This window comes from Kitasatospora sp. NPDC004669, from assembly GCF_040609455.1.
Taxonomy (GTDB): domain Bacteria; phylum Actinomycetota; class Actinomycetes; order Streptomycetales; family Streptomycetaceae; genus Kitasatospora.
This window is the reverse complement of the sequence record NZ_JBEXKB010000084.1, coordinates 18,279-31,953: the sequence shown is the minus strand read 5'-3', so window position 1 is coordinate 31,953 and position 13,675 is coordinate 18,279. Positions and strand designations below refer to the sequence as shown.

At 70.6% G+C, this 13,675-nt stretch carries 14 protein-coding genes and 2 pseudogenes; 6 read left to right on the top strand and 10 right to left on the bottom strand.

Annotated features, from left to right (window positions below):
• Positions 1–516 precede the first annotated feature (516 nt).
• Positions 517–1,506: a YafY family protein gene (locus tag ABZW30_RS40335; protein ID WP_355676285.1), complete on the bottom strand. Its 990-nt coding sequence runs from the start codon at positions 1,504–1,506 to the stop codon at positions 517–519.
• A 92-nt stretch (positions 1,507–1,598) separates the two neighbouring features.
• Between ABZW30_RS40335 and ABZW30_RS40330 the strand changes: the two genes are divergently transcribed.
• The 3 genes and pseudogenes from ABZW30_RS40330 to ABZW30_RS40320 all read left to right on the top strand — a co-directional run bounded on the left by ABZW30_RS40330 (position 1,599) and on the right by ABZW30_RS40320 (position 2,882).
• Positions 1,599–1,997: a VOC family protein gene (locus ABZW30_RS40330; protein ID WP_355676284.1), complete on the top strand. Its 399-nt coding sequence runs from the start codon at positions 1,599–1,601 to the stop codon at positions 1,995–1,997.
• A 90-nt stretch (positions 1,998–2,087) separates the two neighbouring features.
• Positions 2,088–2,300, top strand: a pseudogene (locus ABZW30_RS40325) (leucine zipper domain-containing protein); the annotation flags it as partial.
• Between the two features lie 366 nt (positions 2,301–2,666).
• Entirely contained in the window at positions 2,667–2,882 is a 216-nt protein-coding gene (locus ABZW30_RS40320) for a hypothetical protein (protein WP_355676283.1), read from the top strand.
• Positions 2,883–3,056: 174 nt separating this feature from the next.
• Here the strand turns inward: ABZW30_RS40320 and ABZW30_RS40315 are convergent, their stop codons facing one another.
• On the bottom strand, positions 3,057–3,914 hold the full coding sequence (locus tag ABZW30_RS40315; RefSeq protein WP_355676282.1) for an SDR family NAD(P)-dependent oxidoreductase: 858 nt from the start codon (positions 3,912–3,914) through the stop codon (positions 3,057–3,059).
• A gap of 200 nt (positions 3,915–4,114) precedes the next feature.
• Between ABZW30_RS40315 and ABZW30_RS40310 the strand changes: the two genes are divergently transcribed.
• Positions 4,115–5,005 (top strand): helix-turn-helix transcriptional regulator, encoded by an 891-nt coding sequence (locus ABZW30_RS40310; RefSeq protein WP_355676281.1) that lies wholly within the window; start codon positions 4,115–4,117, stop codon positions 5,003–5,005.
• Between the two features lie 213 nt (positions 5,006–5,218).
• On the opposite strand, the pseudogene ABZW30_RS40305 reads toward ABZW30_RS40310, so the two are convergent.
• Positions 5,219–5,455: pseudogene (locus ABZW30_RS40305) on the bottom strand (ATP-binding protein); the annotation flags it as partial.
• An 18-nt stretch (positions 5,456–5,473) separates the two neighbouring features.
• Positions 5,474–6,214: a metalloregulator ArsR/SmtB family transcription factor gene (locus ABZW30_RS40300; RefSeq protein WP_355676280.1), complete on the bottom strand. Its 741-nt coding sequence runs from the start codon at positions 6,212–6,214 to the stop codon at positions 5,474–5,476.
• Between ABZW30_RS40300 and ABZW30_RS40295 the strand changes: the two genes are divergently transcribed.
• Entirely contained in the window at positions 6,173–7,678 is a 1,506-nt protein-coding gene (locus ABZW30_RS40295; protein ID WP_355676279.1) for an MFS transporter, read from the top strand. The genes ABZW30_RS40300 and ABZW30_RS40295 overlap by 42 nt on opposite strands.
• A 19-nt stretch (positions 7,679–7,697) precedes the next feature.
• Entirely contained in the window at positions 7,698–7,943 is a 246-nt protein-coding gene (locus ABZW30_RS40290; RefSeq protein WP_355676278.1) for a hypothetical protein, read from the top strand.
• Positions 7,944–8,053: 110 nt separating this feature from the next.
• On the opposite strand, the gene ABZW30_RS40285 is transcribed toward ABZW30_RS40290, so the two are convergent.
• The 6 genes from ABZW30_RS40285 to ABZW30_RS40260 form a co-directional block, all read right to left on the bottom strand.
• Positions 8,054–8,710: a hypothetical protein gene (locus ABZW30_RS40285; RefSeq protein ID WP_355676277.1), complete on the bottom strand. Its 657-nt coding sequence runs from the start codon at positions 8,708–8,710 to the stop codon at positions 8,054–8,056.
• A 452-nt stretch (positions 8,711–9,162) separates the two neighbouring features.
• The gene (locus tag ABZW30_RS40280) at positions 9,163–9,639 is read right to left on the bottom strand and encodes a hypothetical protein (protein ID WP_355676276.1); all 477 of its coding nucleotides are present in this window, start codon (positions 9,637–9,639) and stop codon (positions 9,163–9,165) included.
• 113 nt (positions 9,640–9,752) lie between these two features.
• Positions 9,753–10,799 (bottom strand): multicopper oxidase family protein, encoded by a 1,047-nt coding sequence (locus tag ABZW30_RS40275; RefSeq protein ID WP_355676275.1) that lies wholly within the window; start codon positions 10,797–10,799, stop codon positions 9,753–9,755.
• Between the two features lie 105 nt (positions 10,800–10,904).
• Positions 10,905–11,354: a multicopper oxidase domain-containing protein gene (locus ABZW30_RS40270; protein WP_355676274.1), complete on the bottom strand. Its 450-nt coding sequence runs from the start codon at positions 11,352–11,354 to the stop codon at positions 10,905–10,907.
• Between the two features lie 457 nt (positions 11,355–11,811).
• Positions 11,812–12,606, bottom strand: a complete 795-nt coding sequence (locus tag ABZW30_RS40265; protein ID WP_355676273.1) for an inositol monophosphatase family protein — start codon at positions 12,604–12,606, stop codon at positions 11,812–11,814.
• Between the two features lie 65 nt (positions 12,607–12,671).
• Positions 12,672–13,577 (bottom strand): SigB/SigF/SigG family RNA polymerase sigma factor, encoded by a 906-nt coding sequence (locus ABZW30_RS40260; RefSeq protein WP_355676272.1) that lies wholly within the window; start codon positions 13,575–13,577, stop codon positions 12,672–12,674.
• Positions 13,578–13,675 lie beyond the last annotated feature (98 nt).

Genomic DNA, 13,675 nt, shown 5'->3' with positions numbered 1-13,675 from the left:
GGCTGCGCGCCGACCACGGCCTCACCCTCGTCCTGATCAGCCACGACCTGCCGCTGATCCACCGCCACACCGACACCGTCCTCGACCTCGGCACCTCCGCCACCTGGCCGCCGGTGCGTCCGGACGTCGCGGCGGCAAAGATCGGCGGAGAACCTTAGGCACGGCTTACCAATCCGGCTGCGGTCGTCCCGTCGCCGAGCCCCTCCGGAGGCTCGCCATGTCCGGCCCGGAAATCGCCCTGCTCGGCGCCGTTGTGGGCTTCACGATCCATGATCAAGGGTTCACTGGCGTTCGCCCGTCCAGCCTTCCCCTCGCCTGTGGCTCCTCGACGGCCGAGGCGCCTTTGGGCTTGAACGCTCGGCTCCACACCCCGCCGTTGCCGGCGACGCATGTGAGCGCGGGGACGAGCCCGGATACCGGCTCGAAGTTCAGCCGATCGATACCTCCTTCAACTGGTTGTCCTTACTTCGCTGGTGCGACCTCGTGTCGCACTCTCGAAACCTTGGTTCCTCGCGGTCAGGCCTGGCGGGCGTAGGACGCGAGGCGATCGGCGAGCGCGATGACGAGGTTGCGCAGTTCATCGGGGCGCTCGATGACGAACGGCCGGTCGAGTGAGGCGAGTACCGGAGGCAACCAATCGAGCCGCTCCGCCCGCAACTCGACGCGCAGCCAGCGCTCGGTCGCCCGGTGCTCGCCTGCCACGGGCGCGTGCTCCTCCAGGCTCGCGACGCTGGCGGGAAGGTGGGCGCGGATCTGCTCAACTGTCCCGTGGATCCGCAAGGTCACCTCGTGCCGGTACTCGGCCGTGGCGAAGGCCGACAACAGGCGATGTGCCGGATCGGGACCTGCGGGCTCTTCGAATGAGCCGGGCAGGGTTCGTGCGTCTGCGATGCGATCGAGCCGGAAGGTTCGGTCCTCGCCGATCCGGGAGTCCTGGCCTGTGACGTACCACCGGCCCGCGTGGGCGACGACCCCGTACGCGTGCAACGTGCGTTCACTGCGCCGTCCGTCACGATCGATGTAGCGGATCGAGACCGGTCGGCGGTGGCGCACCGCATCGGCGATGGTGAGCAGGACCTCAGCGTCCGGGGTGTCGAACTTACCTGGCTGATCCGTGAAGGCGACGGCCTCCAGGAGCGTGTCGAGCCTGCGGGCGATGTGCTTGGGCAGCACCCGCCGGATCTTCGCCGATGCCGTCTCGCTCGCCGTGCGCGCCGTCGTCGTCAACCCCGCTCGGCGACCGGCGACCAGGCCGAGCAGCACGGCCAGCGCCTCGTCGTCGCTGAGCATGAGCGGAGGCAAGCGGTACCCCGGGGCGAGCCGGTACCCGCCGTAGCGACCGCGCACCGATTCCACCGGCACGTCAAGGTCGATCAGCTGGTCCACGTACCGCCGCACGGTGCGCCCTTCGACGCCAAGCCGGTCGGCGAGTTCGGCCACCGTCCGGGTGCCGCCCGACTGCAGCAGCTCCAGGAGTGTCAGTACGCGGCCGGTGGGTCGAGGCATGTGCACAGCGTAACGGGAAAAGAGGACCGATTCTGTCCACTATTTCTCCTAGCCTGCGACGTACAGCGATTCCATCTGCCAAGGAGATCACCATGGACTTCGTCTCGATCCGCATCATCACCAGCGACGTCGCACGCCTCGTCGAGTTCTACGAGCGAGCCACAGGGGTGCAGGCGACGTGGGCCACCGAGGACTTCGCCGAACTCAAGACCGCGGGCGCCACCCTCGCGATCGCCGGCACCCGCACGGTCCCGCTGTTCGCCCCGGGCTCTGCCCGCCCGGCGGACAACCACAGCGTGATCACCGAGTTCCTCGTCGACGACGTGGACCGCGTTCACCAGAACCTGACCGGCTTCGTCACCGACTTCGTCACCGAGCCCACCACGATGCCCTGGGGCAACCGGTCGCTGCTGTTCCGCGACCCCGACGGCAACCTCGTCAACTTCTTCACCCCCGTCACCCCGGCAGCCATCGAAAAGTTCGCACGCTGACGCCACGCACAGCCGCTCGAACGGGAGCCCTGAGATCCCAGGGCTCCCGGTGAACGCGGCCGCCAGGTCCGGGAGCGCCGACAGCAGGGGCACCGGAACGCACTGCTGACCCCCGAGGGACGTCTGCGGTTGTGCCTGCGGATCGACGCCGGCCAGCCGATCGCGCACGTCGCTGCCGAGGCCGGGATCTCCCGCCGCTGCCTGGCCAAGTGGTACGCCCGCCGACGCGCGCACGGCGAGAACGGCCTGCTCGACCACTCCTCCTGCCCCGCCACCAGCCCGGCCCGCACCGCCGAGGACATCGCTGACCAGCCGGACCGCCAGGAGCGACTACCGGATCGCCTTCGACCAGCCGCCCGAAGCGCGACGCGGTGATCGACGCGAACCCGCGCTCCGCCGTGGCCCGCGCCATCGCCGGCTTCACCGACCAGGGTGTGCGCAGCATCCTGGTCGCGATCCCGCCGGTCACCCACAGCTCGCGCGACCGGATCGGCTTCATACCGACCCTGATCAAGATCGCCCGGTCCACCGGCGTCCGGCTATGTCGGCGACGGCGCCAACCGCTGGCCCGCCGGCCACACCCTGGACGTCGGCCGCCGCTTCCGGCTCGCCCTGGACAAGGCACCGGCCGGAGCCCAGCTCTACGCCACGGCCGAGGAAGGCATCACCGTGCGCGAAATCGAGGAGGTCATCGGCCGCCGCCCGAACCTCCCCGCCGTGAGCATCCCCGCCGACCAGGCCGCTGTCCACTTCCAGGGCTTCCCGTTCATCGGCCTCGACATCACGATGGACAGCACCGAGACCCGCAAGCTGCTCGGCTGGGAGCCCACCCACCCCGGCCTGATCGCCGACCTCGCAGAGGGCCACTACTTCACCACCGGCTGAACGGCGATCCGCCGCCTTCCCCGCCAACCTTCCGTATCGCAGACCGGTGGGGAAGGCGGCTGTTTCCCTGAGCGCCCGGCGTCCCCGGCGACCGCCGGCCATCCGGCTCGACGGTCTGCTCGGCGAAGGCGTGCGGGACGAGGGTGTCCGCGTGGTCGGCCGCTTCCAGGTCGTTCATCGGCCGGTTCCCGTCAGCGCGCTGGTCGCCAGCCACAGCTGTCTGGCCTTGGTCTCGTCCAGACCGGCTCTGCCCGGCCTGCGCACCGTAGGGTGGCCCTTGATGCTGCCGAAGCCGTCCGGGCCGACGCATGCGTTGCCGGGCACGTCCTGCGTCGCGGCGTACAGGGTCGGCAAGGCGCCGTGTTCGGGGTCGTTGAGCAGGAACGCGAAGCGGTTGATGACATTCGCCGACGAGTGGGCGGCCAGGGACGTCCTGGCGATGCCGGGGTGGGCGAGCACCGACCGGACCGGGCTGCCCGACGCTGTCAGCCGCCGCTGCAGTTCCAGGGAGAACAGCACGAGCGCGAGCTTGGAGTCCCGGTAGGCGTTCATCGGGTGGTACCTGCGTGAGCGCCAGTCGAAGTCGTCCACATCCAGCCTGGACTGCCGGTGCAGCTGGCTGGTCACGCTGACGACGCGGTCGGTCAGGTGCGGCAGGAGCAGGTTGGTCAGGACGAACGGGCCGGTGTAGTTCGTCGCGGTCTGCACGTCGAAGCCGTCCGCGGTCCGCGCCGCCGGGACGTCCATGACACCCGCGTTGTTGATGAGGACGTCCAGGTCGCCGGTCCACGCCTGGGCGAAGCTCCGGACCGATCCCAGGTCGGCGACGTCCAGGCACCGGACGTCGAAGTCGCCGGGCAGTCCGGCGACCGCCCGTCGGCCCTTCACCGTGCTGCGCACCCCCAGCACGACACGGGCGCCGACGCGCCCGAGCTCGCGGGCAGTGACCAGGCCGATGCCGCTGCCGGCTCCGGTGATGAGTACCGTCCTGCCGGTCATGCCCGGCAGGTCGGCGGCTGTCCACTTGGCCATGGGGCCCCTCTCGTCTCGGTCGCGGCGGTGTCGGTCGCCGCGCACCCCGGTCGTTGCGGAAACGCATTGCGTCGCCCCGCAACGACCAGTGGACGGCAACCGGCAGCGCGGATGAAGGACCCGCTCAACCACTGACTCCCGGTCAGTGGTTGAGGTCCGCTCGCGGCTGCGACGATGGTGTGGGCACGCGGCCGGGGCCGATGTCCGAACAGCACTCGACCCCTGGGGGCAGGCCCGTGGAGCAGACGGTGGACCGCGCGTCGCTGGGTGCCTTCCTGCGTGCCCGGCGGGAGGCCCTGCAACCGGAGGACGTGGGACTGCGCCGCGGATCGCGTCGGCGCGCCCGCGGACTGCGACGGGAGGAGGTAGCCGAACTGTGCGACATGTCGGCCGACTACTTCGCCCGCCTGGAACGCGGTAACGGGCCGCAGCCCTCACAGCAGATGGCAGCCGCCATCGCCCGTGGGCTGCGCCTCACCCCGGACGAGCGCGATCACCTGTTCCTCCTGTGCGGGCACCGCACACCGCGCCGGCGGACGCGCAGCGAGCACGTCAACCCGGGACTGATGCGCATCCTGGACCGACTGCAGGACACCCCGGCACAGGTCATGGGTCCCCTCGGCGAGACCTTGCTGCAGACGCCTCCTGCCGTGGCCCTGCTCGGAGAGCAGACCCACTACACCGGGGAAGCCCGCAGCGCCCCCTACCGCTGGTTCACCGATCCGGCCGCCCGCCGGCGGTACCTCCCCGACGATCACGGCCTCAACAGTCGGGTGAACGTCGCACTCCTGCGGGCAGCCGCCACGAGGGAAGGGCCCCGGTCGCAGGCCGCCCGTCTCGTGGCGAGCCTGCTGCGTCAGAGCACGGAGTTCGCGTCACTGTGGGATCGGCAGGAGGTCGGCCTGCACTGGAGCGACGCCAAACGGTTCGTTCACCCAGAGGTCGGGCGCATCGACCTGTTCTGCCAGAACCTGCAGGACCCTGACCAGTCGCAGTCCCTGCTCATCTTCACGGCAACGCCCGGCACCGACAGCTACGACAAGCTGGCGCTGTTGAACGTCCTCGGCGCGGACAGCTTCCCCATCGGCTGACGCCCGCGAGCCTCCGGCGATCACCGCGCCGGGGGCCCTCCGCTGTTCGAGATCATTCGTTGCACGGCCCGCCGCTCGATCCGGCCGTGCGACCGGCTCCATCGGGAGCGTGGCGCCAACTGGGAGGTGCGATGGAGCGACGCGCGGTCCTCGACGCCCGCGGGGATGCCGAAACCTGGCTAGGCCGGGGCAGCCGGCAGCGGTCACGATCACCCGCGCCCCGCCGGACGGACTCTCGGCGATGCTGATGTGGCCGTGGTGGGCCAGGCCGATCTCGCGGGCGTTGGCCGGGCCCTGGCCGCTGCTCCCGGTGGCGCGTTCGCGGCTGCTGTCCAGCCGCACGAAGCGGTTGAAGACGCGTTCGCGTTCGACGGGAGGGGCGCCCGGGCCGTCGCCGCTGCCGAGGTGCGTTGCGGCGCGACCGTGGCCGTGCCGAACCGGCGCGGCCAGGGAGCCGGCCGTGTCATGTCATTCGATTCCGGTTCCCATGTCGAGCCGTCGGTTGAGTTCCTGTTCGCCGAGGGCGGTCAGGCGAAGTGCGCGGCTCTTCGGGGCTTGGGTGACCCAGTGGGCTCGGGTGAAGGTGGTGAGCAGTTCGGCGCCGAGGCGGCCGGCGAGGTGATGGCGTTTTTCGCTCCAGTCGAGGCAGAACCGCAGGAGTGGTTCGCTCTGGTGGCCTGTCAGATGCTCCTCGCGCAGCCCGAGTTCGGCGAAGACGGCGGTCGCGGCGCTGCCGAGGCGGTACGGGTGGTCCGAGGTGGGGCTGATGGTGTTGGTGGCAGGGGTGAGGGCGTCTCGTTCGACGAGCGCGTCGGTGATGGCGGTGCCGAGGCGGCCGGCGATGTGGTCGTAGCAGACGCGGCCCCTGCGCAGGGCGGCGGCGCGGGTGCTCGCGCGGAGCGTGTTCGGGATGGAGAGGCCCGGTGCGAGCCTGGCAAGGGATTCGAGGATCTGCGCGATCTGCGGACTGGCGAGCCGGTAGTAGCGGTGCCGGCCGGACTGTTCGACGGTGATCATTCCGGCCGCGGTCAGCGTCGCGAGCTGCGTGCTGGCCGCCTGCCTGGTGACGCCGGCCTCGTCGGCGAGTGCGCCGGCCGCCAGGCTGCCCCCGTCGGCCAGCGCCGTCAGGATGCGCGCCCGGGTGCCGTCGGCGAAGATCCTGGCCACGTGGGCCACATCGGGCTCGGCGTCGCTGCGGGACTCGGTCATGGGGTGGATTCTCGCGCGCCGTTGGTTCCACCGCCATGGAACTGTTTCCGTGCGAGCGTCCACACCATGACCGAACAAACCACCGATCGACCCGGCAGGCGAACGGCACTGCAGAGGCGGGTGCTCGCTGCGACGGGTGTCAGCTATGTGATCGTCCTGTTGGACACCTCGATCGTCAACGTCGCATTGAACGACATCTCCGGCTCGCTGGCGATCCGGATCGATGGTCTGCAGTGGGTGGTGGACGCCTACACCCTCGCCTTCGCCGGACTGCTGCTCACGGGTGGCACGCTGGGTGACCGGTGGGGCGTCCGGCGCACGTACCTGGCAGGTCTGCTGGTGTTCACCGCCGCCTCGGCCACCTGCGGCCTCGCGGGCGGCCTGCCCGTCCTGATCGCCGGACGGATCGTGCAGGGCCTCGGCGCCGCACTGCTCGTACCCGCCGCACTCGCGCTGATCAACCACGCCCACCCCGTGACGGCACAGCGGGCCAGAGCCGTGGGGATCTGGATGTCGCTGGGCGGTGCCGCCATGGCGGCCGGGCCGCTGGTCGGGGGAGGGCTGGTGACGGTCCTCGGCTGGCGCAGCATCTTCTTCGTCAACGTGCCGATCGGGTTTGTCGGCCTCCTGCTGGCCCGGCGCGTCACCGACCCGCCGCTGCCGCCCGTGCGGCGGCAGGTGGATCTGATCGGCCTGACCAGTGGCGGTCTTGCGTTGGCCGCGCCCATGGGTGCTCTCATCGAAGGTCAGCGCCTGGGCTGGACCTCGCCGCCCATCCTCGCGGGGATCGCGCTCGGCGTGGTGGCGATCGTGGTCTTCCTCGTCGCCGAGTCACGCTCCACGCGTCCGATGCTGCCGTTGTCGTTGTTCCGCAACCGTCTCTTCGCCGCATCGACGTACGCGTCCGTCACCTCGGCGTTCGTCTTCTACGGGCTGCTGTTCGTCACCAGCCTCTACTTCCAGCAGGTACGCGGCTCCTCACCCCTGGAAGCGGGTGCCGCGCTGCTGCCGATGACGGTGACGGTCGCGCTCGGCGGCTATTATTCCGACCGCATCGCCCGGTTCCTCGGCGCCCGCTGGTCCATGTGTGCGGCGTTCTGCCTCTACGCGATCGGGGCCGGGGGCCTGCTCGCCTTCGGCCCGCGCTCACCCTACGAGGTGGCACTGACCCCCATGGTGATCATCGGTCTGGCCTGCGGATTCATCTCCCCGGCCGCCACAGCACCAGCCCTCGGCACCGTCACGAAGGACCGCTCCGGAATCGCCGCAGCGGCGCTCAACTCCGCCCGTCAGAGCGGATCCACCGCCGGCGTCGCCGTCTTCGGCACCCTGGCGGCAACCCTGCATCCGTTCACCAACGGCCTGCGCGCGGCGCTCCTCGTGACCGGGGCCGCGTCCGTGATCGCAGCTCTCGTATGGTCGCTCGCCGTACCAGGCAGGACCGATCCCGACCTTTGTCGGTAGGGCGGCTACCGTGCCGACCATGTCCGGTGATCAGCGGGATGGCGGTATGGGTGTTGAATCCGCCGTGGCGGACGGGTGGCTGACGGATCCGGGGTTCCTGGTGCCGGCTGACCCGGGGCGGGTGGCGGCGCTGCTCGACACCGGGTCAGGTCGGGCAGCGCGGTTGGCGGCGGCGGTGTACCGGGCCTCGGCGCGCCTGCACCGCGATGCCGGCGTCGGGGTTCGGCGGCAGCTGCTCGCGCTGGACGCGGCGCGGTGGCCTTGAGTGACAGCGCGATCTGTTCACGCTCCAGGTCAACGCCCAGGACTTCGAAGCGGATCTCCTGCCCGGCCTGCACGACGTCGGTGATGGCGTCGAGGTCCGCCCGGTGGTGCTCAGGCCGGCCGGCGGCGGAGCCTGACCACCAGGATGTGGCTACTGACGGCCAGGATCCAGGCCGGGAACACCAACTCGGACCATGGGACGCTGCGGGCGGCGAGCATCAGGAAGAGCCCGCTGAGGAAGCCCAGCCAGCACAGCCAGCGGGGAAAGATGCCGAGCCGCTGCCCGATCGTCGTGGTGGAGAGGGTGAAGACGGCGGCCATGCGGGTGACATAGCCGCTGACCAAGGCGAGGACCAAGTGCCGCCCGAAGTGCCAGAACTGGGGATCGGCGGCGGCATGGGCGGAATCGGCGGCAGCCACCAGACCGCTGGCCGCCGAGGCGAGCACGAAAAGCATCGCGACGAACAGCAGCCCACTGCCCAGGAAGAGCGCGGCGAAGAACCTGTCCTCAGCCGCTCCGACATAGTCCCGCATGGTACCCATGAACCACAGGAAGAAGACGCCGGCGAACGGCACCAGCTCCAGCGCCACGTTCAGGGCGCCCCGATGGGAGGGGATCGCGAGCCAGCCGGCGCCCTCGACCGCGTCGGCGGGCAAGTGGCGGACCAGGACGATGACGGCGGCCAGGATCAACGCGCACAGAATCCCCGCCACCGCCGCCATACGAGGCGTCTTCAACGCCCGTTCCGCCGCCTCGGTGGTTCGCATGGCGTTCCTCCTCCCGGGCATCGCCGATCCCCATCGTTCAGCGAGAGGCCGTGGCCCGCCATCCGGGTCGCCCGCCCAGGTGGCATCGCGCGGGTGGCGGCGACCGCGCCGCAGGCGTCATGGCCGAAGCACCACGCCCACTGCCGTGCCTCGCCGCGCGGTCCGGCACGGCACGGCAATCTTCGGTGTCGCGCCAATCCTCGGTGTGGTGTGGGACAAGCATGCCCGGCCCGGGCGTAACAGGCAGACGGTGAGCTCGCCGCGCCACACCATGGGTCATCCGAGCCGTCGCCTCCCTGATCCGTGAAGACGAGGCGCCGTACACTCGGAGTACCGCGGTGCGCCGTCCGTGCCGTAAGCGATCGTGCCGAACCGGACACGTCGGGGGCGGTCTTGCCGCCCCTCGGGCGCGGATCTGGCAGCCAGCGCGAGGGGCGGGAGTTGATCGCTGCTCATTGCGCCGTTTCGGTGTGGCAGAGACTGCGTGTCAGCGCGGCGAGCATGGCCAGGAACACCACGACCCACAATGCTGCTGCCAGCCATGTCTCGCCCGCCCCGAGCGTGATGAGCCAGGAGACCTCGATTGCGCTCCCCAACTGCCGGGTCGCGACTCCGTACATGCCGACGGGGAAAACCATGCTCCACAGACTCGACACCAAGCGCAGCGGAACATGCCGGGCCAGGTATCGCCAGACACCGAGTGCGATCAGCAACGGAATGAACCAGGTGGCGAAGGACCAGAGCACGAGGCAGAGCGCGGAGGTGACCTCGGCCGGCAGCACGCGCTCGGCCGCCGGCAGTCGCAACAGAGCAGCACCCGCCAGCACGCTGATGGCGGCGGCGCCCATGAACACCCAGTAGGCGGGAATCAGCTCCTCCGGTGCCATCGGCCGCACGAGCATCCGGGACAGGACCAGCGGGGCCAGCAAAAGGTCGAAGCTGACCTCTTGCTGACTCGGGATGATCGATCCGGTCTCCGAGCTTGGCGGAAACGCCGGGGCCGCGGTAGACCCCGGCGCCATCTCCGCAGGTGGGGGACGGTTTACGGGACGACGTTGATGAAGCTCATCATGCCGTGGTCCTCGTGGGCGGCGATGTGGCAGTGGAACATCCACTTGCCGGGGTAGTCGGCGAAGGCGACCCGGATCACGACCTGGCCCGGCACGCCGTCGACCGCGTGCGGGACGGGGACGATGTCCTGGCGGTGGGTGTAGGGCTGGGCCACGCCGTTGACGGACACCACCTGGAAGGCGTTGGTGTGCAGGTGGAAGGGGTGGTCCTCGCCGGAGTGGTTGACGATGGTCCACTCCTCGACCGTGCCGAGCTTCGCCGGGGTGTCGAACACGGAGCCGTCCATGGAGAACTGCTTGCCGTTGATGTAGAACACCGTGCCGTCGCCGTTCTCGGACAGGTCCAGGGTGCGGCGCTGGGCGATCGGGACGGCCGACAGGTCCGCCGGCGCGGTCGGCATGGCACCGGTCACCTCCGGCATCCGGCGCTCGTGGTGGCCGGCGACCTTGACGGTGGCCAGAGCCGTGTCCGGGTAGGAGTCGCCCTGGGGGCCGTTGCCGTAGGCGGTCGTGCGCAGCGTGGCCTGGCCGGGGTTGGCGTTCGCGGTGACGAGGACGTCGTAGCGTTTGCCCGGGGGCAGCAGCAGGGTGTCCGCGTTGGTGACGTGCGCGACGGGGGTGCCGTCCTCGCCGATGACGGTGAAGTGGTAGCCGTCCAGCTGGAGTTGGTAGAAGATGTCGGCTCCGGCGTTGACCAGGCGCCACAGCTGGGTCTCGTTCGGCCGCATCGACAGCACCGGCCGCAGCTGGCCGTTGACCAGGCGCACGGTCGGGTCGTTGGAGTTGATCGACGTGGTGGCGGTGTTCTGCGGGATGTGCCCGGCGGAGTCGAGCTGGACGTCCTTCAGGACGACGGTGTGCGCGGCGATGTGCCGGAGTTGCTCGGGCAGCAGAGTGCGGTCGTCGCCGACGACCAGGGCGCCGGACAGGCCCGTGAAGATCTGGTTCTCCACGTCACCGGGCATGAAGGCCATGTCGGACATGCCCGGGGAGCCCGGCGCGGGGCAGGTGGTGCCCATGGCGTGGCTGTGGTACCAGTACGTGCCGAGCGGGTGGTTCGCTGGGATCGCCAGCCGGTAGGTGGTCGATGCTCCTGGCGAGACGCACAGGAAGGAGTCGTCGGACTACCCCTCGGGCGAGACGTGCAGGCCGTGGAAGTGCAGGTTGGTGGCGACCGGCAGGTGGTTGACCAGGTGGACGGTGACGGTCGAGCCCGGTGCCGCGTGGATGGTGGGGGCGACGAAGGAGCCGTCGTAGGACTCGCCGTACACCTTGCGACCGGAGACGTCGAACCGGGCCTGCTTCGCGTCCAGGGTGATCGTCAGGTTCCGGTCGGCATCGCCGTCGGTGTCGGCGTTGGCGGGATCGCGAAAGGGCTGCCCGGCCGTCATTCCCTTCTCCTGGTCGGCGGTGGACGGCGGCCCGGCGTCCGCCGGGGAAGCCGCCATCGCCTCGGTGCCGACAGCAGCCGCCGATATCAGCAGCGCCACCGCGGCCATGGCGTGGAACACACGTCTGGTACGCCGTATCTGCAGCCGGTGGGTACCGGCCGGTCCTTCGATGTCGTCGGACATCGGTTCTCCACTTCATGAGGGCTGGGAACACAGGATGCCGCGCCCGTCCGGCGTTCGCTCCTCAAGTCGCCGAATTGCGCGCCGACTTGGCTTCCGGCGGCGTTGCCCGTCTCGATCGCGTGACCGTCGGACGCGGCCGATGGCCGGACGCGGGCGAGCGTCCGGCCACCGTGTGCGAGCGGAGAAAGGGCCTATTGCGGCAGGCCGGCATCCTGGAGGAGCTGCAGGGCGTCCTTGCCGTCGCCGAGGTCGGCGACGGGGGCGACGGGGGCGATCGAGTCGGGCGCGGGCAGGTTTCCCTTGCTCTTCACCCCGCGACCAGCGGGTACTCGTAGCTCTGGAAGTCGGCGATCACGGTCACTCACCCAGGCCCTCACGGCCCCGCTGACCGTCGACGCGTGGATCCCCCGTGGTCCGCCGGCCGGAACGACCGGCGGACCGGCACCCTGCCCGCGACTCAGCGGCCGCGGATCACGGACATCAGCCGTTCATGGGTCTCGCCGTCGGCGGCCACGACCAGGCCGCGGCCCGCTTCGCCGATCGGGCCGCCGTCGATGCCGGTGACCACGCAGCCGGCGGCCCGGCACAGGGCGATGCCGGCGGCGAAGTGGACGCTCCCGGACAGGTCACCGCCGTCGGTGACATAGGCGGCGCGCTTTCCGGCGGCGACCCAGGCCAGCGCGATCGTGGTGGAGACGACCCGGGGCCGGAAGCCTTCGACGAACCCGGGATGGGCCAGCAGGTCCACCGCCCGGAAGGTCCCGGCGTTGGGGAAGGGCGGGTCCAGGTTGACGTCCACGAGCCGGGTGGCGGCCGTGGGCACCAGCTCGGTGTCGGCACCGTCGCGCCGGACCCGGGCGGTGTCGCCGTCGGTGTGGAAGACCTCGCCGCCGAACGGGTCGGCCACCGCCGCCGCCCCGCCGCGCAGCGCGACGTTGACGGCCACCAGCATGTTGCCGACGGCGTAGTTGAGCGTGCCGCACAGGGGGTCCACCAGCCACTGGCGCGCGGCCCCCGCGGCCCCCTGCTGCCCGCCCTCCTCGCCGAGTACGGCGTCATCGGGCCGGGCGGCGTGGATGACGGCGAGGATCGCCTTCTCGGCCTCGACGTCGGCGGCGGTGGCGAAGTCCCCGGCGCCCTTGTCGATCCGGGCGAGCCGCTGCCCGTACATGGCGCGCACGACGTCCGCGCCGGCCTGTGCCGCGGCCGTCGCGACGCCCGCATCGTCAAGTCCCTCATACGAGTTGATCATGTCGGGCAGGATATCGAGTGCGCCCGAGCGACCTCTCCTCGAACCCACATGCGGTTGACGGGGCTTCAGGCCGCGTCCTGCCACCCGGGCGCGTCCAGGTCCTCCAACTGCTCGCGCAGCCGGGCCAGGGTGGCGGTGAGCAGACGGGAGACGTGCATCTGGGAGACGCCGATCCGGCGGGCGATCTGCGCCTGGGTCCAGCCGTCCCAGAAGCGCAGTTTGAGCACGGCCTGTTCGCGCCACGGCAGTTCGACGAGCAGCGGGCGGACGGCAGTGCGGAAGTCCGCGAGTTCGATGCCGGGGTCGCAGCCGCCGAGGCGGTCCAGTATCGCGCTGCCCGTCTCGTCGGTGTCGCGTTCGCGCAGCGCGTCCAGGGAGTCGGACCGGTGGACCCGGCCGGCGACCAGCCCCTCGATGGCCTGCGCGACGGTGATGTGGAGGTCCGCGGCGATCTCCTCCGGGTGCGGGAGGCGGGCGAGTTCCTGCTCCAGCCGGTCGGAACCGCGGGCGACGGTCAGATGCAGCTCCTGCATGCTGCGGGGCACCCGGACGGGCCAGGAGGTGTCGCGGAAGTACCGCTTGATCTCGCCCGCGATGGTGGGGATGGCGTAGGTGACGAACTCGACGCCGCGGTCCGGGTCGTAGCCGTCGACGGCCTTGATCAGGCCGATCGTGCCGACCTGCAGGATGTCCTCCATGTCCTCCGCGCGGTGCCGGAAGCGGGCGGCGATGAAGCGGACCAGCGGCATGTTGAGTTCGATGATCGTGCCGCGCACGTAGCTGTAGGCGTGGGTCTCCCGGGCGAGGCCGTGCAACCGCTCGAACAGCGCGTCGCTGAGCTCGCGCGCCTCGGACTTGCCCATCGAGCGCAGTTCGGCCGCGCTGGGCCGCACCGGCAGGTCGGACGGCGGGCGGGACGGTGCGGCCGTCTCCCGATCGGCGGGGTGGACTCCGGTGGGACGGGTGGACACGTGCTTCTCCTGCCCGTTCGGGCGGCACCCAGGGGGGAGGGTGCGTGAGCGACCGGCCGGACATCGTCGGCCGCCACGTGGTCTATGTACCCGCCACG

Coding starts and splice junctions, on each gene's coding strand:
- ABZW30_RS40335 (WP_355676285.1), bottom strand. CDS start 1,506: ATGCCTCGACCCACCGGCCGCGTACTGACACTCCTGGAGCTGCTGCAG.
- ABZW30_RS40300 (WP_355676280.1), bottom strand. CDS start 6,214: ATGACCGAGTCCCGCAGCGACGCCGAGCCCGATGTGGCCCACGTGGCC.
- ABZW30_RS40330 (WP_355676284.1), top strand. CDS start 1,599: ATGGACTTCGTCTCGATCCGCATCATCACCAGCGACGTCGCACGCCTC.
- ABZW30_RS40290 (WP_355676278.1), top strand. CDS start 7,698: ATGTCCGGTGATCAGCGGGATGGCGGTATGGGTGTTGAATCCGCCGTG.
- ABZW30_RS40285 (WP_355676277.1), bottom strand. CDS start 8,710: ATGCGAACCACCGAGGCGGCGGAACGGGCGTTGAAGACGCCTCGTATG.
- ABZW30_RS40265 (WP_355676273.1), bottom strand. CDS start 12,606: ATGATCAACTCGTATGAGGGACTTGACGATGCGGGCGTCGCGACGGCC.
- ABZW30_RS40275 (WP_355676275.1), bottom strand. CDS start 10,799: ATGGGCACCACCTGCCCCGCGCCGGGCTCCCCGGGCATGTCCGACATG.
- ABZW30_RS40310 (WP_355676281.1), top strand. CDS start 4,115: ATGTCCGAACAGCACTCGACCCCTGGGGGCAGGCCCGTGGAGCAGACG.
- ABZW30_RS40315 (WP_355676282.1), bottom strand. CDS start 3,914: ATGGCCAAGTGGACAGCCGCCGACCTGCCGGGCATGACCGGCAGGACG.
- ABZW30_RS40270 (WP_355676274.1), bottom strand. CDS start 11,354: ATGTCCGACGACATCGAAGGACCGGCCGGTACCCACCGGCTGCAGATA.